The organism is Dissulfuribacter thermophilus, from assembly GCF_001687335.1.
Lineage (GTDB): Bacteria > Desulfobacterota > Dissulfuribacteria > Dissulfuribacterales > Dissulfuribacteraceae > Dissulfuribacter > Dissulfuribacter thermophilus.
On sequence record NZ_MAGO01000010.1, the window covers coordinates 48,718 to 68,963 of the forward strand.

Genomic DNA, 20,246 nt, shown 5'->3' on the forward strand with positions numbered 1-20,246 from the left:
CTACCTAAATCCTGGATAGCCATTTTTTGCACTCGTTAAGTGGCTGTTTCTGAATGCGCTTTTTTCTATACACTGGTAATTGCCATGCCTTTGGGCAATTGCCTTTTCTTTCAATTCCCTGACTCGCATCCAAAAGGCCCTTTGGTATTCAATTGGAGCACGACTCAGTTTTTGTTCAAAGGACGTAGGTATCCACCAATCTGAGTAAAAATTTATACTCAATAGATAAATGACGTGATCATCCCAGTAGGTTGGAGCAGGGTTCCAGAGTCCCATGGCCTGTGGGCCAAAAATCACTGGACTCGTAAGAGAGTCTTTAGGGAAATATAGCAAATAACAAAATGCCCCTTGGTAAAGGCTCATCCAAGAATCGTAAAAATTGATTACAGGGATGTAGATACCCTTTGAGATCTCATCCCTTGCAATATAGATTTCGTAGTTTTTTCCAGAATCCTTTGAATCAGGGCTAAAAAATCCATTTGGAGTTGTCTGTCCCATCCAGGGGGCGAATACGTCTTGAGGTTCAACAATGTATAGATCGAGATCAGCTCCAGATGGGTTGCCAAATACATCTGTCCAGTAGGCCTGTATGACAAACCCACCTTTGGCAGTCTGGGGACTGATACCTTCGGTTTCATGTAAAAAGGCCTCCACAAAATCATTCCACTGACTGAGTCCCAGCTCCAATGAGATTTGTGCGTACTGGGCCCTCTCTTCACTAAGGAGATCTCCTGGAAGAGGTATATTTATGGCTATTCCCCTGGAACCTTCCACACTTTCAGCGCCAACCCCTGTACCAAATGAATAAGCTGAGCTATAGTGACGTTCTTTTACGATTACTTGTTCTCTTAGCCAGTCAGACAGTTCATTTGCCTCTTTGAAGCTAACCCCGTTCAATCTGAGTTTTTCTATGAAATCAATGCAATCACATGCTCCTGGCATTGCAGGAAAGCTCTGAGCCCTAGTCCTTGCCTCATAAATGGCATCGATGTAGTTCGCCATATTTTTCTTCAAGGCCCCTCCAAAACGATCAACCAGCACCAATAGTTGAGCTACTCCTTCGGTTCGCACAAGACTCTTTGTTACACTCGCGAGATTATTTGGGGGTCTGGAGTAATAATCCACAAAAGCATCTACGATAAGCCTTCCAAGGGCCTCTCCTCCCATTTCAGGATCGTGAACCAAGGCATAGAATATCACGTCGTAGGGGTTACCATCTCCTGGCTCTGTATTTTCAGAAAATGTTATGTAGTCGGCAAACTCATATACATAACCCAAGACCTCGATCTGCCCCATGAGGCATGCGTCAAATTCCAAGAGATCAAAATGAATTCCAGCCTCCTCAAGCGCTCTCCTCAACTCCTCCAATGACATAAAGCTATGGGAACCATCGTCTTGCAAAATTCCACGACCATTTCTGCTACCTTCAAAACCACCTAGCCACCCCAGTCCATGATCCCATAGGATCAGGGCATATCTTTGTGCAGGAAATGCGGACACCCCCCATCTAATGAACTCGGTGAGGGTAGCTGGGTCTGCCATGTCCTGATTTCGTTCCATAGGGTATAGCTGGACGTCATGATTTAACACTTTAAACCTGTATGTGACGTTGTCTGAGATTTCAGGGGTATATATGGAGCTCACATCCGCCTGGACCAAGATGTTCACCTGGTCTGTGGAGCCCACTTCCAACATTTCAAGGACGTCGTCTACACAGGCTGCAGACAGATTATTCTGCCCAGCCATGTAAACCAACACAGTCCACGAGGCATCCTTTGCAAAGACGCTAGTGGAAAAGAGACTGAAACAGGAAAACAAAACTATTACAAAGCCCAGCAAGCAGCGGGAGCAATAGAAGTTTTGGGTTTTGAGTTTTGAGTTTTGAGTTGAAGGAAAAGAGCTTTGGAAGTGTTGAGTTTTGAGTTTTGAGTTGAAGGAAAAAAACTTTAGAAGTGTTGAGTTTTGAGTTCGATTCACTACTTGAGGCCTCTTACAAAAGACATCACAAAAAATCTCAATATTCCCCCTAAAAATGCCGTCGCCGTCCCAATCTTCATGACAGAAGTATCGTACTTGGCGTACAATAAAAAAGCACTTCTGTGAAAGTGGTACATGGAAAAAAGGGGCCTCTTTGTACTAGAACCACCGACCTCATGCACCACATCCCCTAGACTCGGGACATATACGACCCTCCACCCACTGTTTCTAAACCTTTTACACCAGTCGCAGTCTTCCCAGTAAATAAAAAAACGCTCATCCATTGGCCCGACCTCTTTAATGGCCTGGCTCCTTATGAGCATACATGCCCCAGATACCCAATCGACTATCACAGGTTCCTTATTTGGAAGTGTTGAGTTTTGAGTTTTGAGTTTTGAGTTGAAGGAATGGAGCTTTGGAAGTTTTGAATTTTGAGTTTTGAGTTTTGAGTTGAAGGAATGGAACTCTTGAGGATCAAGTATTACATCTTTCTTCACAAAACGACTTCTGGGAAAGAGTTTTGTAAGGGGGCCAGTCCTCCCAAAAAAGGCTGTAATGAGCCTGGGGTCCCATCTAGCAGAGCCCTGAAGCGCACCGTTTTCATCTAGAATGCGTGGACCTATTACTGCCACATCAGGATATCGATCAAAAATAGAGGCTGCGTCCTTTAAAAAGGGATTCTTTACATATGCGTCTGGATTTAGAAGCATTAAGAACTCTGAACTTGAATGGCTTATCCCCAAATTGACTGCCTTGGAAAAACCAAGGTTTTCTTGCTGGGGCAAGAAGTGAATTTTAGAGTGAGCCCTTGCCTCTTGTGGCAAACGCTCCATAAGGGCGGATATTGACTGCGAATCTGCTTCATTATCTATGACAAAGATATTCTTGATTAGATTTTGCTCATGCCTTAGTAGGGACTCTAGCGCCCTATAGAGACTTTCATAGGCCTTATAGTTTACAATTATTACATCGAAGCCAGCAGTGTCCAAGGACTCACCTCAGATTTCCGTCAACGTCGTATAAAAAGGCCATATTTTTCCTTCAACTCAACACTCAAAACTCAACACTTCCAAAGCTCCATTCCTTCAACTCAAAACTCAACACTCAAAACTCAACACTTCTATACCCCCCATCTTTTCAACTTTAGTCTCAGGGTCTTTCTATCGATCCCAAGTAACTGAGCTGCCATGGTCTTGTTGCCTCCCACAGACTCGAGGACCTTTACCACGTAACGGCGCTCTAGTTCATCCAGCGATACAACTCCCTTCAAGAGGTCATCTTCCATATGAACAGGCTTTTCTTTTCCGCCAATCTTTGTCTGACGCCCCATGGGTAAACCAGAGAGCTCTATGTCGTCCACTGAAATCTCTCCAGAGGTTGTGAATATCACCAGGCGTTCCACATAATTTTCAAGTTCCCTGACATTCCCAGGCCAATGATAGCCCTTGAGTATATCCAGGGCATCCTTGGCGATGGTGAGTCCGGGTCTTCCGTGTTTGAGGGAAAAACGTTTCAAAAAATAGTCTACCAACAAGGGAATGTCCTCTTTCCTATCCCTGAGAGGAGGTGTCTTGAAGGCCACCACGTTCAATCTAAAGAACAGATCCTCTCTAAAGCGCCCTTCCTCCACTGCCTGCCTCAGATCTTTGTTGGTAGCGGCAATAATACGCACATCTACCTTTGTAATCCTATGGCTACCAACCCTTGTGATCTCCTTTTCCTCTACGACCTTTAAGAGTTTTGCCTGGAGATCAAGGTTTATGTTTGCGATCTCGTCTAAAAAAACCGTCCCTCCATTGGCCAATTCAAATTTTCCAAGTTTATTCTCTGTAGCCCCTGTAAAGGCCCCTTTCACATGACCAAAGAGTTCGCTTTCAAACAGAGATGGAACAAGGGTTGAACAGTCTACCGAAATAAAGGGCGCATCTTTTCTAGGGCTCTGCTCGTGGATATACCTTGCCAAAAGCCCCTTACCAGTTCCACTCTCCCCAGTTATGAGCACAGTGCTGTCTGTTTGGGCCACACGTCTGGCTCGTGCCAGAAGATCCAGTAGGGCATTGCTATCACCTACAATCCTCACCTCACCCTCTTTTTTCCGCAGTTCCTCACGTAGATACAGGTTTTCAAGGGCGAGCATCTTTGTTTTCAGTGTCCTCTGAACCACCATTAATAGCTCTTCTGGATCAAAGGGCTTGGGCAGAAAATCGTTTGCACCCAGCCGCATGGCCTCCACTGCATTCTGGATGGTTCCGTATGCAGTGATCATGACAATGGGGATCAGGGTGTCCCTTTGCCTAATATTGGAGATCAGGTCGAGTCCGTTTATATCCGGCATCTTGAGGTCCACCAATACAATGTCAAAATCCGACTCATCCAAGAGCTTAAGCGCCTCTTTACCGGTCTCTGCCTCCATGCACTCATAACCACGTCTACGCAACACCTGAGCGCACCCGTCCCTAATGGCAGGATCATCGTCAACAATAAGGATTCTCTGTGCTGGCATACCTCTACACGCTTCCTGTCTTTGATAAATTTACCGGGATTTCAATGGTAAACTTGGTTCCTCTTCCCTCTTGGCTTTCACAAGAAATCTTTCCGCCGTGCCTCTGAACTATACCCCTGGTAATGGATAATCCAAGGCCAGTCCCTTTTCCTCTCTGTTTCGTGGTAAAAAACGGTTCAAATATCTTATTCTTCAAATCTTCAGGTATCCCATGCCCTGTATCCTCAACTGTAAATCTGATAAAACTGCGCCTGTCTCCCAAACTGAAAGGCCCCTCTTTATACTCTGTTGAAACTAAAATGGTGCCTGGCCCCTCTATGGCCTCAGCGGCATTTATCAAAAGATTCAGGACTATCTGCTCAATTTGCCCCTTATCTCCCATAAAATGTGGAAGTTCATTAGAGAGGTTGAACACCACGTTGATCTCTCTAAACATCCTGTGATCTTCTATCATTGAATACATCTCACGGATCACTTCATTTAGATCCACCGGTGAATAGGCCTTTGACGAAGATCTTCCAAAATTCAATAAGGCCTTCACTATTATCCTACAACGGGTAGCAAGCCTTATGATCTTATCCAGGTTCTCACGCGCTGAGCTACCATCTTTTATGTCTTCCTTCAATAGGTTTGCATAGAGCAAGATACCACCCAGTGGATTATTGATCTCATGGGCTATTTCTCCTGCTATCTTACCCATGGCCGTAAGACGCTCTGATTCAATGAGCTTTATTTCCCAATTTTTTTCACTCGAAAGATCTTTTATAAGAGTCTGATACAGGATTCCCTCACAGGCCGCTACTGGGAGACAGATCACCTCTAACTCCATGCGGGTGCCGTCGGATCGCCTCCCTAGGTACTCTCTCCTTCCAAGTCTGACAGAACCTGAGGGCCACGGAGATATGAAATCTCCCATGGAGCGTCCTACCACATCATCTGGCCTTGAGTATCCAAAGAGGTTCAAAAAGTCCTCATTTGCGAGTATTACACGATCTCCGTCGTGTATAACCCCTGGCTGGTTGATCCTTTTCCAACTCTCGAAGATGTCGTCCGAAAGAAAATCCTTACTCTCGATCATATATTCAAATTATCTGTTATCATTTTATAAGTCAATTATCCCGGATTATGCACTTCAATACAGAGGGAGGACCTGAAGAAAGATAGAAGGTACGCCTCTGACTTTTGTACAGGCAAGCCTTGCTTCTTCCTTCTACCTTCTTCCTTCTTCCTATTTTTTCAGCCAGAACTCAAGCGGAGCAGGTCTGGAATAGTAATAACCCTGGCCCAGGAAATCCTCTCCTTTTCTATTTTGAGGGGTCTTTGCTCTCAAGCGTTCTGGAATGCTCCTAAGAAGGCTGATAAGCTCCTGATTTTCCACGAATTCATAAACAACTCCCAGCCCTAGATCCAGGGCCAGAAGCACCACCGAGTCAAGGACTGAACGAATGGACTCAGAACTGATTGCTCTTTTTACCAGAGAGCCATCTATCTTTACAAAAGAAACGACCTTTTCTTCGGTTAGACGACCAATAAGTTCAAAATTGGCATAGCCCGAGCCAAAATCATCCACTGCAAACTCCATGTTATTTGATTTAAGCTTCTTCACAAAATCGGGCTTTGACAGTTCCTCGTACTCAGTCACTTCCACTACTAACCCCATATTCAATTCCTTGGCCCGAAGGGCAAGTTCCCTGAGCGCCTCCAATACATCCTCAGAACTAAAGGAGCGAGGATATAGGTTTATGAAGATCTTTTTTGCGAATTTCGCTAGATCTCTCAAGCGGGAAAGGAGAGTTTTGAGCACAACGAGATCAAAAGGTTCCTGCAGGTTTTCGCGGGCCACAATAGGAATGAACTCTCCAGCGGAAATGATTTGATCCTTCTCGTCCTTAAGACGCACCAGGCACTCAAACCAGCCAGAGGCCTTGCCAGAGCTGAGCACATGAAGGGGTTGGAGATAGAGAATGACCTCCTGTGCCTCCAAGGCCTCCTGCACAAGCCTTTTGATCTTGAGGTAGCGGTGTACCCGCACGAAAAATTCCTCAAGGTGAGGAGTAAGGTCCTTCACCAGAAGTGGCTTTGGCTCATCCACTATAGCCAGATGTTCCTCAGCAAGGCGAAGGAGTTCCTGAATCTCCTCTACTGAATAACTTTTCAACATCTCTGGATCAATAAGGCCCACGCTAAGGACTGGATTTTTGATCCTTTCAGCGAACTTCTTGGCTAGGGCCTGTGCCGTCTCCTCCAACCAGGAACGGATCCTGGAAAAAGGAAACCTGCTGGTATCCACCAGAAGATATAGATTGCCATCTGTTTCCACCAGACAGACGCCTTCACTATTACCAAAATTTTCCCTGGTACTATGAGACAATTCCAATTTCAGATTGGAAACTTCTTCATGACTCTTTCTCAGTTGTAGGATCGCACGATTCAGAGTAATTACAAACAGTCCTCCCCGCAAAGACTCCTCTTTTATGTAATCCAGGAGGATTTTCACCTTCGAGCTTTCCCATCGGAAGATGAGTTCGCCTAAGAAACTACTGAGCAAAAATAGGTTCTCACATATCATCCGTACCAGTGGAAGGGCCTTTTCTTTGTTCCCATTGAGGTAAAAGGTATAGGCCAGCTTGGCAGCCTCGTGAAGGTCTTTGTGGGTTGAGAGGATCTTGATTCTTAAGTCAGAGGCCCGATAACACATGACCTCAAAAGTAAGGCTGTTTAGCCACCTTCCCAACTTACATCTCTGAGGATTGAATTCCGGCGGCGATTCATTCTCAAACAGAGACCGATAAAAATCTTCAAGCCATAGGACATGGTCGTCTGTGAAAAATCCACTGCCACTACCCAAAACTGTAAGTGCGTCCTCTAGGATGCCCTGGATATAGGCCTCTGCATAAGCTTCTCTAATAATGCCAATAACCTCTGGGATACGCTCTCTGGCACTCGGAGGAAGTTTCTCTCTTATGTTCCAAAGCTCCTCGTGCAGAAACTCGATCATGTCAAAAATGGCCTTTTCGTGGATGCGCAAATTCCAGTGGACCTTAGCCGTGGCCAAATAGTGTCCAAAGATCTCTTCCTTGTCCACATTACTAGCAAGAGCACGCCCCAGAAAATCTGCCTGACGGGAAACAAGCCTTGCAATCATGGTATAAGACCTGAGAAAACTGGAAGCATAAAGGTCCTTAAGTATAGTGATGTAAAATCGTTCGAAGACATCATTCAGTATATCTTTTATATGTTCCGACATTTTATTCTATTGCTACCCCTTTCAAATCACTTGTATCCTCGCACAAACCCGCTCAACTCTGTAGTAACATCCTAATCGCCGTCACATCTCAATCTAGTTTATACTATGCTATTGTCCTCTATAAAAGAGTTGTAAACAACTTAGTTTTATTTTTTTAAATAATCATTTACCAATTCTAAAAAATTTTGCTTCTCTAACTGTGGCGAGTTTCACTTTTTCGACCAGACACGAAAATATCAAATAGAAAGACTCAGAGCCTACACATATTTCGTGCAAGGACTACAATGAAAAAAATGGAATCTCGTTAAGAGAAAAGAGAAAGTTAAATTGGGCTGGTTTAAGCTGGTAGGTTAGATTTTGTGAGTGGAATGTTGGGAAAGATCAACCAATCGAATTGTGAAAATAATTCTTTGTATAAGGGTGTACATCCGCCCTACTAAAACCCTATCAGATCTCCTGACAATCAAATCAATTGAGACGAGCGGGGCATTTTTTACAATACATTTAAACGTGCCAAAATCCAGAGAGCGCTGGCTCAAGGCCTATCCCCTTTATACCATGAATACAATCTTCGTATCCCTTCTTCTAATGAAACTTTATGCCTCCATCCAAGGGAATGCAGTCTTGTTACATCAGTGACCTTGCGCGGGGTTCCATCTGGTTTTGAGAAATTAAAATAGACATCTCCTCTAAATCCAACAATTTCTTTGATCAAATAAGCTAGCTCTTTTATTGATAAATCTTCCCCAGTGCCGATATTTAAATGCGTATTTCTGATCTCCATCTCCCCCATGGCTTTTAGGGAGTCGACTTCTGGCCAGATAAACTTGACTATGTCCTGAAAATCTATCTCTTCCATCAGGAAAACACATGCGTCAGCCATGTCCTCTGACCACAAAAATTCCCGTTTTGGATTACCAGTGCCCCACACCTCTACTCTCGTGTCTTCTATCCCATGCCTTTCAAGGATATTTAAAATCACCTCCTTGGAATCATTGCCGGTAATGCCCTCTATAGGTAACCTATTCAGGTCACTTCTTATTGTATCCCAATCATCGTCTTCTAGGGCCTTTGCAAGATGCATTTTCCTGATTAGTGCTGGCAGTACATGGGACTTTTCCAGGTCAAAATTGTCATTATAGCCATAGAGATTAGTTGGCATGACAGAAATAAAATTTGTCCCATATTGGAGATTATAACTTTCGCACATTTTTATTCCTGCAATTTTTGCAATGGCATAAGGTTCATTCGTGTACTCAAGTGGTGCAGTGAGAAGATATTCTTCCTTAATAGGCTGTGGACAATACCTGGGATAAATACATGTGCTTCCAAGAAAAAGGAGTTTTTTCACATCGTTTACATAGCTTTGATGTATAACATTGTTTTGAATCTGTAGATTTCTATAAATAAATTCCGCTCTATAGACGTTGTTTGCCAGAATTCCCCCGACCTTTGCAGCTGCCAAAAAGACGTATTCTGGTTTTATCTTCTTCAGGAAGTCAGCGACCTCCTGGTGATCTGTCAGATCAACCCTATGATATTCAATAGACGGTAAATTGTGCTCAGAAGGCGATTTTGAATAGACTGTACCAATTACGTTTTTATACCCTTTTTCCAAAAGTTTTCTTACTATGGCGCTTCCAACTAGACCGCTTGCACCGGCCACCAAAATCTTACTGTCTGCGTTCATAAAAAGATGAACCCCCCTTTTAAAAATCCATTTCATAGATCGTTCTGCTCGCAAGTTTTTCGAAAATGCAAGGAAAAAATTGGCGACTTGCTACTAAGATACTTCAACTCTGGGACAACGCAACCAATACCTGTTACGAGCACAGGACTCCGTCAAAGTCGTTGGTAAGGTCCTCAAAAGAATTGCCTACAGTCTATTTTCTTTACACCCCCTATTTTGCAGACATTAGTATAAAGGGCATGATTCCATGATTTGTGGGGGATGATATGCAAATAAAAACAATAGGCAATAGTGGTCAGATCACTTTAGGCAAAAAATACTCTGGCAGGCAGGTCATCGTAGAAGAAATTGAACACGGTGTCTGGCTAATAAAAACTGGACGGTTTGTTCCCGATTCTGAGGCATGGTTATATAAAGGGGATATGCCGTCAAAATTGAACAGGGCAATAAAATGGGCAGAAGATAATCCCCCGGCAGAAACTAATGAGGATTGCGTTGGGAAAGGATACTATCAATACAAGGACCTCACTCAAAACCCTTATATTCTATCAGAATCACAAAAAAAATGCGTGCTGTAGTTTATAGAGATGGTGATTGGATACGTTTTTTGACTTTACATCCCGACCATGACTCCGCCTATTAAGCGTGGAGACTACCGAGGCTTCTACTCAGTCGCCTGTCCCTTATTTTCTCTTATTTTCTTTCTTGGCATGATTTAAGTGGCTTTACTTATGAAGGTATTAGAATGTATTAATTCAAAGGATAGTTTACTTGCTCGTAACACCAGGGGGAAAATTCATTGGCAACGATCATAATTATGTCTGAGGACGGCAAAAACTCTTTTTGAGTATGCATAAGTATAGAATTAAAAGCAAGGATAATCTTATTGAGCCCCTGGATATGCACTGGGATGTCAAATGATGCTTCTACTAGATACCCATGTCCTGGTCTGGTTGGATGAAGGCAGTCCAAGACTTGGGCATAATGCTAGATTATGCAGCTCGAAAGCCTTGCCGAAGATGCAAGGCGGAGGGCAGGCGAGAAGTACTTTAGTACTTCAAGTGCCCGACAACAAAGCAGATTCGGTACAATTGCGAGCCCCTTGTGGGTTCAAGTGCCTGAGATTTAACAACTAAAAAAGGTGCACCTTTTGGGTGAAAGTATTTATCCAAAAAGATGGGGATAACCATTTAATTATTTTGATAAAATCCTTTTCTCAGGCATTAGAAGTGCATAATCTGGGATCATGATCCCCTGTAACATTCGGTTCCTATCCCAATGCCCTTTTGGCAGCCCTCATCCCCTTCACATACCTAATCCCATGGCTTGAGCACCTGAATCTAAGCCTGCTTGTGTTACCCACCAGGTGACCAAATTCCCCTCCTCCTTCCCCTGAAAACGGCATAAGCCTCTTCGAAGGCTCTTCTCCCATCTGCCTTGCCTGCAAGCGTTCATGAATGGAGGTAAACTCTGATTCCTCTGGCAAATTCGCTATCTCTGCCCTCAGAGGCTAAACCCAATTTTCAACTGATAGTCCCTCCACTCTCTCAAACTCTTTTACATTATTGGTCACAAGAATAAGGCCATTTGCACGCGCATGCCCTGCTATCATCATGTCATATGGACCAATCGGTTGCCCTTTTTTATAGAGTTCGGCACGAATGCGTCCAAAATGCCAGGCGGCTTTCTCATCAAAATCTAACACATCGACCAGCGAGATAAATCCCTCAATGTCCACAAGATTACGTTCAACCTGGCTGGAATATTCTGCCCCGAATATCAACTCACCAAGAGTTATAGAGGAAATGCACATCTGTCCTTGATGTTTTTTGAGCCGTGTCCTGACCCCTTCAGGACGTTTTTTCATTATGTAAATAACAATGTTGGTATCAAGCATATATTTCAGCATCATAAAGGATTCCTAGACTGATCATCCTCCTGAGATCTCTGCTCCATAAAATCTTCAGACACACCTGGCGCATCGAACCATTCATCCCATGCCTGACCCTTTGGGACTATTATCCTTTTATTTCCCACTGCAATAATTTCCACTAACTTTACTCTTTCTGGAAAAGCCACAAGTTTAGGCAGGCGAACAGCCTGGCTCCTATTTGTTTTAAATATCTTTGTCTCAACTATTGGCATTTTACTTTCTCCAGAGGATGGAATTATTGATTCTAACTTCTGATTTGAAAATAAAAATTCACAAGGGGATATGTCAAGCGTATATCCCAATATTTATATCACGTATCCCAAAACGTCAGTAAGCTACCCAGGATATTTCGCCTGTCTCCCTTTTTTTACTACTTTTTTTACAGGAACAGAGCCAGCTACCAGCAAAAACGATTCCACCCGTACCTTGAACAACAAAAAAGCCCCGCAACAACTCCTCCATGAAGGAAGGAATCTTGCGGGGCAGATTTCGATAAAATCGCCTTTTCTATTCGACCAGTTCTAATAAATATCTGCCATATTGGGTCTTTTGCAGAGATGTGGCAAGCCTTTTTAGTTGTTCTCTATCTATCCATCCATTTCTATACGCTATTTCCTCAATACAGCCAATCATGAGTCCGGTTTTATTCTCTATCGTAGCCACAAATTCTCCTGCCTCCAGGAAACTATCATGAGTTCCAGCATCAAACCAAGCAAAACCTCTTCCTAAAAGCTTAACCTTCAATTTATCTTGTTTTAAATACTCTTCGATAACAGATGTTATCTCTAGTTCTCCTCTAACTGATGGTTTTACTTTTTTGGCTATCTGCACGGCTTTATTATCAAAAAAATACATACCGACAACAGCATAGTTCGACTTTGGTCTCTTTGGTTTCTCTTCCAAAGATAAAACATTTCCATTGTCATCAAATTCAACAACCCCAAACCTTTCAGGATCTTTTACATAATAACCAAAAACATATGCCCCACCTCTTTTTTCAATTTCTATTTTTGCATCTGCCATATGTCTTACCAAGTCATGGCCAAAGAAAATATTGTCACCCAACATGTAACAGATACCATTTTCACTTACAAAATCTTCTGCCAATACTAATCCTTCAGCCAGACCGTTTGGCTCTTCTTGAATTCGATAATGGATATTCATCCCTAAATGCGATCCATCACCAAATAATTTTCTAAAATCCGTCAAATCACCAGGATTCACAATAAAAATGACATCCTTCATACCAAGCAGCATTATTAGAGATAAAGGGTAGTAAATCATCGGTTTATTATAAATAGGAAGAAAATGCTTATTAATTGGAATTGTCACTGGATATAATCTAGTTCCATTGCCACCTGCTAATATGATTGCTTTCATTTTCTTTCCTCAATTTAAGTACTCTTTTAAACTGGCTTAACTCCGATAGAATACTATTTTTTAATAAGTTCTATGCTCTTTATTTGGAACCTAAAATTTTCTCTTTTTCCAGATTGGGATGTTCATGGGAATGATTGAAACTTAATGTTTCTTGTTTGAGGCCAGCCAAACGGGGTCTACAAAATCGCACTGAGGTTTATAACCGTCTATGATCTCAAACATTAAATTCCTTACAGCTTCAAGCTCAAAATTACTGCAGGCTTTTTCTAGGGAATCAAGCTGTCTTTTTAGTTCTGGCCATGGGTAATATTTTTCCTCTGCTTTTTTTATCATGGGGTGCTCAGTAGCAACGGCGTTGTCACTAATTAAAAGTTCTTCATATAATTTTTCGCCAGGACGAAGTCCTGTAAATACAATTTCAATATCTCCGTCTGGATTGTCTTCATCTCGAACAGTAAAGCCACTTAGACGAATCATCTTTTTAGCAAGGTCTAAAATTTTTACAGGCTCTCCCATGTCGAGCACAAAAACCTCTCCCCCCTCTCCCATAGCGCTGGCTTGCAACACCAGTTCCACTGCCTCTGGAATGGTCATAAAATAACGAGTAATTTCTGGATGAGTTACTGTTACAGGCCCACCTTTCAAAATCTGCTGCCGAAACAAAGGCACTACTGATCCTGAGGAGTTAAGCACATTTCCAAAACGTACCATGGTAAATTTGGTTCCATTCCCATCGGCTGCCAACCCCTGCAGCACCAACTCTGCCATTCGCTTGCTGGCCCCCATAATATTGGTAGGTCGTACTGCTTTATCTGTTGATATCAAAACGAATGTCTCCACATTACAATTTAAAGCAGCAAGTGCAGTTTTCATGGTGCCGAAAACATTGTTCCTAATTCCCTCTATTGGATTATATTCCACAAGAGGCACATGTTTATAAGCAGCAGCATGATAAATCGTATTCACATCAAAAACTGAGAGTACCTTTTCTACCCTTTGTTCTCTGCACACAGAGCCGAGAATGGGTATTATTTCTACCTTTCCTTTGTATTTATTTTGTAACTCTCTATCAATGTGATAAAGGGCATATTCTGATCTTTCAAAAAGAATAAGTCGCTTTGGTTCCAAACGGACAATCTGCCGACATAGTTCTGACCCAATAGAGCCTCCTGCACCAGTAACCATAACTGATTTTCCGGATATGCAGGAACGTAATAGATCAAACCTAGGAGGAATTGGATCTCGACCCAAAAGATCTTCAATTGCTACATCCTGAATATCACCAATCCCAACTTTATTCGAAACCAATTTATCCAGGAATGGAAGTCTCTTTACTTCAACAGGAAAAGGTTCAAGCCAATTCAATATTTCCTTCACTCTGCTTTTGCTAGCCGAGGGCATGGCAAGCAGGACCATTTCAGGAGAATGTTTACGAAGCAATTCCGGAAGCTTATTGGGATTAAATATTTTAATGCCATTTAGCTGCCTACCATGTAATGTTGGGTTATCATCTATAAAGGCAACTGGAACGAATTCATTAGATAAATTGAAGGCGGTGCTTATCTGCGCCCCTGATGACCCAGCCCCATAAATGACTACTTTTTTAGCAGAATTGGATTTTGGCCTACAAACAGAACAATAACAATAACGAATAAGTAAACGCGTACTGCATAGTAAAGGAAGCGCAAGAGTGAAAAATAAAAGAGGTACCGTACGCGGAAAACCTCCCCAGCCTCTGAACAAAACCAACCCGCACAAAATTAGGCTAGCAACAAAAGTGGCCTTAAAAATTGCCCATATCGTATCGAGACTGGCGTAACGAACGACCGCAGAATAAAGACCAATAACCATAAACGCTGGGAAACATAAAACTGGCAACAAAAGAAAAAGCCATGAATATTCATTTAGCATAGGGGGCCATGGACTCCCCAAACGAATTGCAATTGCCCCCCAAAGAGAAAAATCTATCAAAATGAAATCCAACAATAATAAAATTATCCGCTTCTTATACGTTGAATAGTTAATAATCTGTTTGAAAACTCTTTTAAATAATTCAAGCATGATCTTTGTTTAAATAAAGGAATACTGTAGCTAGGTTTTGTTGTTCACGTGATTGGGAATCTATAAAAAGGAAGGGAGAAAAAGATGTACTACAAAGTAAATCCCCATCTCCAATGACGACACAATAGATTTAATAAAATTCTATTAAACTCTTGTGGCTTTAAACGCCGTATTCTTTTCGAATTTAACTAAAATTTATAGGAATATTTTCTAATAATTTGCCAGCTATCGATACTTAAATAGGAAGCGTTTTCAAGGCCAATTTCATATTGTAAAACACACGAGGTAAAAAACTCTATCGCCCTTATTTTTCACTGTATGCCTCACTCCACCGGGAACTTCAACAACTTTATAATCCTCCTCCACCACAAACTGTTCCCTATTTCTCAAGGTTTCCAGGGTAATTTCTGCTAAACCTCTTCCACCCAACACGCAGATTATTTCAGTTTCATCATGAACATGATCTCCTCTTTTAGCACCGGGATTCATGCTAACAACATGAAGCCTGTTCACAGAAAGTTTTTCAAAAAAGACAGAAAAACCGCGTTCGTCAAATATCTCTTTTAGTTTCAACGCCATAAAAATGATATCAAGTCTTTTTCAATATGGACCAAATAGTACGGATAATTAAAGAGAAATCGACTATTATAGAACGATTCTCAACATATCTAACATAATATTCTAGCTTTTTGGGCAGAATTTCATTAATATAAAAAGCCTGTAGATCAGAAGCTCCTTTGAGCAGATCATTTTCATTTCTAAACTCCAACGAAGCATAATCCGTAATCCCAGGAGGAACAGATAAGACGATTTTCTTCATTTCTTCCGGATAATGCTCTACATACTCAGGCACTTCCGGTCGCGGCCCCACCAGACTCATCTCCCCCTTTAGAACATTAATAAGTTGCGGCAATTCGTCGAGTTTGTATTTTCTGAGAATTCTACCGCACCTGGTGATCCGAGCATCACCGCTCACCGTAATTTTGGCTCCCTTTTTTTCAGCATCTTTCACCATTGTCCTGAATTTTAAGACATTAAAAGGTTTACCGTACTGACCAATACGTTTTTGTCGAAAAAATACCGGACCTGGGCTGTCCAATTTTATCCAACAAGCAATAATCCCAAAGAATGGAAGGAGGAATAAAAATCCAGGAACAGTAAAAAATAAATCAAAACAGCGTTTAAACCTCATAGCGAATATTTTGTTAAAATTGCATTCACCGTATTTATCACTCTCTCCACATCTGAGTCTCTCATCCTAGGATAAATTGGAAGGCTTACTGCTCGCCGGTAAACATCATAGGCCACAGGGAAATCATCAGGCTTTAATTTGTAACGCTCACGCCAGTATGGATGTAAATGAAGCGGGATAAAGTGGACACTTGTGCCAATGCCAGCCTCAGCCATCAGCTCTATGAAGCGGTCACGGGATATGGTAAGATTTTCCAATTCAAGTTGGATGACGTAAAGATGCCAGGCATGAATGTCTTCTGGCCTAGCTACAACTGGAGGCCTTAATGGCAGCCCCTTGAAAGCAGCAGAATATTGTTCAGCAATCCATTGACGGCGCCTTTGAAAATCATAGGCTTTTTTCAATTGATGTATGCCAATGGCCGCGGCAATGTCAGTCATATTATACTTATAGCCAGGCGCAACTACTTCATAGTACCAGGAAGGTTTATTAGCTGTATAACGGTCGAATACGTCTTTATTTATCCCATGAAGGCGCATGGTCTTGATCCTTGCAGCATAGGCTTCATTATCCGTAACAACCATTCCACCTTCGCCTGTGGTGATTGGTTTGGTTACGTAAAAACTAAAAACAGTTAGATCTCCAAGTGAACCTACCATCTTTCCTCGATAGGTAGTGGGAAGCGCGTGGGCAGCGTCTTCCACCACAGCAACTCCAACTCGGCGGCAAATTTCCAATATGGGATCCATGTCACAGGCTTGTCCACCAAAATGAACTGGAATTACTGCCTTAATTCCGTCTATAGAGACTAATGCTTTCTCAAGCTCTGTCGGATCTATGTTAAACGTACCCGCCTCTATATCTACAAAAATCGGCTCAGCATCGAGATACCGAATCACCTCAGCAGTAGCAGTGAAAGTGTACGGTGTGGTAACAACTTTATCCCCTGGCCCTACACCAATGGCTTCCAGGGCAAGATGAAGACCAGCCGTGGCCGAGTTAACCGCCAAGGCATGTTTGGCTACAACAAATGCTGCAAAATCCTTTTCGAATTCTGCCGTCTTATGTCCCGTAGTTAGCCAGCCAGAATGTAGAACTTCACTAACTTCAGCGAATTCGTCTGGGCCGATTAAAGGGAGTGCGAAAGGGAGGAAATTACTCATGGTGTATTGTCATATAATCTTTGCCTTAATAAATCAAGCTATGTGTTTTATAGAAGTTCACGATATGAGCTGTAGATATTAGACTGGTTTCTTCTCAAAAAATCCTCAATTTTATGGACATAACTTTGATCAATTTGCGAATGGGTAGGCAAGTTAATGATATGCCCTGAAATTTTTTCTGCAATGAAATTCTCTCCCCACTTGTAATGCCAATATTGGAGATTTTCAGTTATGGGATGTATAGGGGAGATAAACCAATCTCCAAGTTCGATCTTTTCTTTCTCTGCCTTCTTAAAAAAAAAATATCTATTTTTAACAAGAAGAGGAAACTTTAGGTAGGTGTGCTCTGCATAAATGGGTTCGTGAGGTGGCTCAATCCCGAATTTTTTAAGAATAGCTTTGTACAGTTCGGCTATATTTTTCCTGTGGAAAACAAGATCGCCAATTTTTTTTAATTCTTCTATACCTTTTCTAGCTTGAACTGTAGAAAAAACCTTCTCAAAATCTTCTGGTTTAACAGGTGCTTCAAGTTCTTCTCCTTGGGAAGAACCCAAGATCAAATTATACTTGCTCAACCATCTATAGGTTTTTAAAGCAAACCAGTAGGTGTTGGTGTTAAAGAAGTGTTTCTTAATAAAAATCAAAAAATTTAATGTAATTTTATCCTTTAGGGAAGGCTCTGCAAAATCATTCTCCAAAACATTCAGCTTCTCAGCCAACTCCTTCCTTTTAGTCACAGCAATACCCCCCAAACCAGTTGAAAATGGCTTATTCCACTGAGTTGAGAAAAAGGCCGCATCTGCTATTGTGCCATTAGGCTTGCCTTTATAGAAACCTCCAAAACCATGTGCACAATCTTCTATAACAAAAAGGTCATATTTTTTTGCTATCTCAAGAATGTGCTCCAAATCAGCCGACAACCCAAAGGTATTTTGTGCCAAAATAGCCTTTGTTTTAGGGGTTATTTTTTCCTCTATTTTATTCGGGTCCAAATTATATGTTTTGGGGTCAATATCCACATAAATAGGTTTAGCAGAAAGATAAATTATTGGATTTACTGTAGCCACACAGGTGAATGCAGGGAGGATGACCTCATCTCCCTTTTTGATACCTATAGCTTTTAAGATAGCATATAATGCAACGCGGCCTTTCCAGAAGAGAAAGATATTTTTTGCATTTATACCTAAGTATTCAGCAATTTTCAATTTAAACGCGCGTTGGTATGTATTTTGAAATTTGATAGTCATAAATTGACCTTAACTAGCAGACCTACCGAATTTTCAACAATTAGTGACAACAACTAAAGTCTTTAATCAAATACTTCCTAATCTTTTTATATTGTTCAATTCCCAATGCCTTTTTTAAAATACTTCTTAATCGATAATGGACGAGCAACCTCACTCTATATGATGAGGAGAAATTAACTATTGCAGAAAAATCTTCTAAAGAAGTTCTGGCATGAATTGATATTCGAGAAATTACCTTATTATTCCTATTCCATCCTGGTCTTGAAGTAGCAATAATTTTGTAACCACTTTCAAAAGCCAGATCTATAATTCTTTTATTATACTCACCACCTGGAATGGAGACACTAATTATCTCTTTACCCAATATATCTTCAAGCTTACATTTTGAATCATAAAATTCTTTATATATCTCAAAATTAGAAAGCTTAGTTAAATACCTATGTGTAACAGTATGGGATCCAATTTCCATTCCATATTGTGCCATCTCCTTCAACCAGGATTCAGTTAAAAAGCCTTTTTTTCCAAGCCAGCCTGTAGTAATAAAAAAAGTTGCTTTAACGCTATATTTACTTAATATAGAAAACACTATCTTATAATCACTCGCCCATCCATCATCAAAAGTAAGAGAAACAAATTTAGCTGAATAAGTATTTTTTGATTTCTTACATAAATTATAAATAGTCTCTAAGGGGAGCGATTTGTCAATTATAGTAGTTAGATATCTTTCAAAACTCTCTTTTGTTACATCAATTAATTCTGAGTTTTTATCATTAACAATTCTATGAAATAAGAGGGAAATAAACATAAGATCTTCTAATTATTTCGTATAATTTTTCTATACTTTTAATTTGCTCTTAAATGAAAGAATATTTCTATAAATCTTTTCAGCAATTAATGCCTTCTTGGACCTCCAAACTATTTTTCCATACTTATGGGATTTACCTCCAAAGCTAGCCTTAAATTTGTCTATAGATGGAATACCTTTCCCACCCAAATCATATAATTTCAAGCCATGGTTAACGGCAAATTTTATCACATTCCACTGAATAAAATTATTAGCACCTGTTTTATATGCTTCTGGCAAGGATGCTCCACTTAAAAAGTGGATTTCCGAATCATCATAAATAAAAAAACCCATAGCTATCACTTCATCATTCAATACAGAAGATAGAATTAAAACCCTATTTTCTGGCATAAGATTTTTTACTATACTTTTGTATAATGATAAAGGATGCGGCGGAAGTGAATTGGATTTTGCAAAAACTATTTTTAACATTTCATAAAACATCTCTATTTCAGATACATTGCCCTCCCCTTTGACCAATTTCACTCCCTTTTTTTCCGCTTTTCTTACCATATTCCTACTTCTTCCTTCCATCGTCTTCCACATCGTATCAAGATCATCTTTAATCTCTAAAATAAACGTCTCAGGAAATTTAATTTCATATCCTTTTTTATTACCAATTTTTTTTACTAATAAATCGTCCCGAAATCTACGCTCTATATAGGAAAAACCATCTTTTATCAAAAAACGATTCTGCATTTCAATAATCTTGACTTTAAAGGTATCATCTACTTCTTTCAGCCACACAGGTTCCAAATGAGGCGTGAAACATCCTGGTAATGGAGCCCCTGCCAATCTAAACGCTCCAGCTTTTTGAGCAGTTAAAAATATACTTAGACAAACAGGAATTTCTTCAAATTTTGTCAACAATCCAATACTTTTAAATCCCAATCCTTCTTCAATTGCCTTTAACCAGGATGAATGGAGAAAAAGGTCTGGGTATGTTATGTAATCATAATAGTTAGTTATATCAATGACCTCTGTCTCAATAAAATTTTCTACACACATA

The 20,246-nt window shown here is 40.9% G+C and carries 19 protein-coding genes; 2 read left to right on the top strand and 17 right to left on the bottom strand.

Going from position 1 to position 20,246, the window contains the following annotated elements; all coding sequences use genetic code 11:
* From DBT_RS09210 to DBT_RS09240, 6 genes are all read right to left on the bottom strand, one after another.
* Positions 1 to 1,746, bottom strand: coding sequence for a clostripain-related cysteine peptidase (locus DBT_RS09210; protein WP_141674270.1), 1,746 nt, complete (start codon positions 1,744 to 1,746; stop codon positions 1 to 3).
* Positions 1,747 to 1,976: 230 nt separating this feature from the next.
* On the bottom strand, positions 1,977 to 2,966 hold the full coding sequence (locus tag DBT_RS09215; RefSeq protein ID WP_067619581.1) for a glycosyltransferase family 2 protein: 990 nt from the start codon (positions 2,964 to 2,966) through the stop codon (positions 1,977 to 1,979).
* Between the two features lie 131 nt (positions 2,967 to 3,097).
* Positions 3,098 to 4,480, bottom strand: a complete 1,383-nt coding sequence (locus DBT_RS09220) for a sigma-54-dependent transcriptional regulator (RefSeq protein WP_067619584.1) — start codon at positions 4,478 to 4,480, stop codon at positions 3,098 to 3,100.
* Between the two features lie 4 nt (positions 4,481 to 4,484).
* Complete coding sequence (locus DBT_RS09225; RefSeq protein ID WP_067619587.1) at positions 4,485 to 5,558, bottom strand: two-component system sensor histidine kinase NtrB; 1,074 nt, start codon at positions 5,556 to 5,558, stop codon at positions 4,485 to 4,487.
* A gap of 150 nt (positions 5,559 to 5,708) precedes the next feature.
* Positions 5,709 to 7,727: an EAL domain-containing protein gene (locus DBT_RS09230; protein WP_067619590.1), complete on the bottom strand. Its 2,019-nt coding sequence runs from the start codon at positions 7,725 to 7,727 to the stop codon at positions 5,709 to 5,711.
* Between the two features lie 535 nt (positions 7,728 to 8,262).
* Positions 8,263 to 9,417, bottom strand: a complete 1,155-nt coding sequence (locus DBT_RS09240; RefSeq protein ID WP_067619739.1) for a GDP-L-fucose synthase family protein — start codon at positions 9,415 to 9,417, stop codon at positions 8,263 to 8,265.
* A gap of 65 nt (positions 9,418 to 9,482) precedes the next feature.
* Here DBT_RS09240 and DBT_RS11980 point away from each other — a divergent pair, with 65 nt between their 5' ends.
* Together DBT_RS11980 and DBT_RS09245 are read left to right on the top strand one after the other, a co-directional pair.
* Positions 9,483 to 9,668 carry a hypothetical protein gene (locus DBT_RS11980; RefSeq protein ID WP_141674271.1) on the top strand — a complete coding sequence of 62 codons (186 nt, stop codon included), beginning with the start codon at positions 9,483 to 9,485 and terminating at the stop codon, positions 9,666 to 9,668.
* A 15-nt stretch (positions 9,669 to 9,683) separates the two neighbouring features.
* Positions 9,684 to 9,995, top strand: a complete 312-nt coding sequence (locus DBT_RS09245) for a hypothetical protein (protein WP_067619597.1) — start codon at positions 9,684 to 9,686, stop codon at positions 9,993 to 9,995.
* A gap of 692 nt (positions 9,996 to 10,687) precedes the next feature.
* Here DBT_RS09245 and DBT_RS09250 read toward each other — a convergent pair.
* The 11 genes from DBT_RS09250 to DBT_RS09300 form a co-directional block, all read right to left on the bottom strand.
* On the bottom strand, positions 10,688 to 10,903 hold the full coding sequence (locus DBT_RS09250; protein WP_067619600.1) for a hypothetical protein: 216 nt from the start codon (positions 10,901 to 10,903) through the stop codon (positions 10,688 to 10,690).
* A gap of 24 nt (positions 10,904 to 10,927) precedes the next feature.
* Entirely contained in the window at positions 10,928 to 11,326 is a 399-nt protein-coding gene (gene vapC / locus DBT_RS09255; RefSeq protein ID WP_067619742.1) for a type II toxin-antitoxin system tRNA(fMet)-specific endonuclease VapC, read from the bottom strand.
* Positions 11,326 to 11,562 carry a type II toxin-antitoxin system VapB family antitoxin gene (gene vapB / locus DBT_RS09260; protein WP_067619603.1) on the bottom strand — a complete coding sequence of 79 codons (237 nt, stop codon included), beginning with the start codon at positions 11,560 to 11,562 and terminating at the stop codon, positions 11,326 to 11,328. Before vapB ends, vapC begins: the two co-directional genes overlap by 1 nt.
* Before the next feature lie 295 nt (positions 11,563 to 11,857).
* Entirely contained in the window at positions 11,858 to 12,730 is an 873-nt protein-coding gene (gene rfbA / locus DBT_RS09265) for a glucose-1-phosphate thymidylyltransferase RfbA (protein WP_067619606.1), read from the bottom strand.
* Positions 12,731 to 12,871: 141 nt separating this feature from the next.
* Positions 12,872 to 14,791, bottom strand: a complete 1,920-nt coding sequence (locus tag DBT_RS09270) for a polysaccharide biosynthesis protein (protein WP_067619609.1) — start codon at positions 14,789 to 14,791, stop codon at positions 12,872 to 12,874.
* A 264-nt stretch (positions 14,792 to 15,055) separates the two neighbouring features.
* Positions 15,056 to 15,364: a polysaccharide biosynthesis C-terminal domain-containing protein gene (locus DBT_RS09275; RefSeq protein WP_161939955.1), complete on the bottom strand. Its 309-nt coding sequence runs from the start codon at positions 15,362 to 15,364 to the stop codon at positions 15,056 to 15,058.
* Positions 15,365 to 15,380: 16 nt separating this feature from the next.
* A complete protein-coding gene (locus tag DBT_RS09280) occupies positions 15,381 to 15,983 on the bottom strand; it encodes a sugar transferase (RefSeq protein ID WP_067619615.1) in 603 nt (200 codons plus the stop codon).
* A complete protein-coding gene (locus tag DBT_RS09285; RefSeq protein WP_067619618.1) occupies positions 15,980 to 17,146 on the bottom strand; it encodes a DegT/DnrJ/EryC1/StrS family aminotransferase in 1,167 nt (388 codons plus the stop codon). The genes DBT_RS09280 and DBT_RS09285 overlap by 4 nt, the downstream gene beginning before the upstream one ends.
* 47 nt (positions 17,147 to 17,193) lie before the next feature.
* Positions 17,194 to 18,393, bottom strand: coding sequence for an aminotransferase class I/II-fold pyridoxal phosphate-dependent enzyme (locus DBT_RS09290; protein WP_067619621.1), 1,200 nt, complete (start codon positions 18,391 to 18,393; stop codon positions 17,194 to 17,196).
* Positions 18,394 to 18,433: 40 nt separating this feature from the next.
* Positions 18,434 to 19,198, bottom strand: a complete 765-nt coding sequence (locus tag DBT_RS09295; RefSeq protein WP_067619624.1) for a polysaccharide deacetylase family protein — start codon at positions 19,196 to 19,198, stop codon at positions 18,434 to 18,436.
* 30 nt (positions 19,199 to 19,228) lie between these two features.
* A complete protein-coding gene (locus DBT_RS09300; protein ID WP_067619627.1) occupies positions 19,229 to 20,245 on the bottom strand; it encodes a lipid II:glycine glycyltransferase FemX in 1,017 nt (338 codons plus the stop codon).
* Between the last annotated feature and the right edge of the window lies 1 nt (position 20,246).

Bases quoted from the DNA above. Each gene is read 5' to 3' on its own strand.
- DBT_RS09210 (WP_141674270.1), bottom strand. From the start codon at position 1,746: ATGGCTGGGCAGAATAATCTGTCTGCAGCCTGTGTAGACGACGTCCTT.
- DBT_RS09220 (WP_067619584.1), bottom strand. From the start codon at position 4,480: ATGCCAGCACAGAGAATCCTTATTGTTGACGATGATCCTGCCATTAGG.
- DBT_RS09225 (WP_067619587.1), bottom strand. From the start codon at position 5,558: ATGATCGAGAGTAAGGATTTTCTTTCGGACGACATCTTCGAGAGTTGG.
- DBT_RS09230 (WP_067619590.1), bottom strand. From the start codon at position 7,727: ATGTCGGAACATATAAAAGATATACTGAATGATGTCTTCGAACGATTT.
- DBT_RS09240 (WP_067619739.1), bottom strand. From the start codon at position 9,417: ATGAACGCAGACAGTAAGATTTTGGTGGCCGGTGCAAGCGGTCTAGTT.
- DBT_RS11980 (WP_141674271.1), top strand. From the start codon at position 9,483: ATGCAAGGAAAAAATTGGCGACTTGCTACTAAGATACTTCAACTCTGG.
- DBT_RS09245 (WP_067619597.1), top strand. From the start codon at position 9,684: ATGCAAATAAAAACAATAGGCAATAGTGGTCAGATCACTTTAGGCAAA.
- vapC (WP_067619742.1), bottom strand. From the start codon at position 11,326: ATGCTGAAATATATGCTTGATACCAACATTGTTATTTACATAATGAAA.
- vapB (WP_067619603.1), bottom strand. From the start codon at position 11,562: ATGCCAATAGTTGAGACAAAGATATTTAAAACAAATAGGAGCCAGGCT.
- rfbA (WP_067619606.1), bottom strand. From the start codon at position 12,730: ATGAAAGCAATCATATTAGCAGGTGGCAATGGAACTAGATTATATCCA.
- DBT_RS09270 (WP_067619609.1), bottom strand. From the start codon at position 14,791: ATGCTTGAATTATTTAAAAGAGTTTTCAAACAGATTATTAACTATTCA.
- DBT_RS09280 (WP_067619615.1), bottom strand. From the start codon at position 15,983: ATGAGGTTTAAACGCTGTTTTGATTTATTTTTTACTGTTCCTGGATTT.
- DBT_RS09285 (WP_067619618.1), bottom strand. From the start codon at position 17,146: ATGAGTAATTTCCTCCCTTTCGCACTCCCTTTAATCGGCCCAGACGAA.
- DBT_RS09290 (WP_067619621.1), bottom strand. From the start codon at position 18,393: ATGACTATCAAATTTCAAAATACATACCAACGCGCGTTTAAATTGAAA.
- DBT_RS09295 (WP_067619624.1), bottom strand. From the start codon at position 19,198: ATGTTTATTTCCCTCTTATTTCATAGAATTGTTAATGATAAAAACTCA.
- DBT_RS09300 (WP_067619627.1), bottom strand. From the start codon at position 20,245: ATGTGTGTAGAAAATTTTATTGAGACAGAGGTCATTGATATAACTAAC.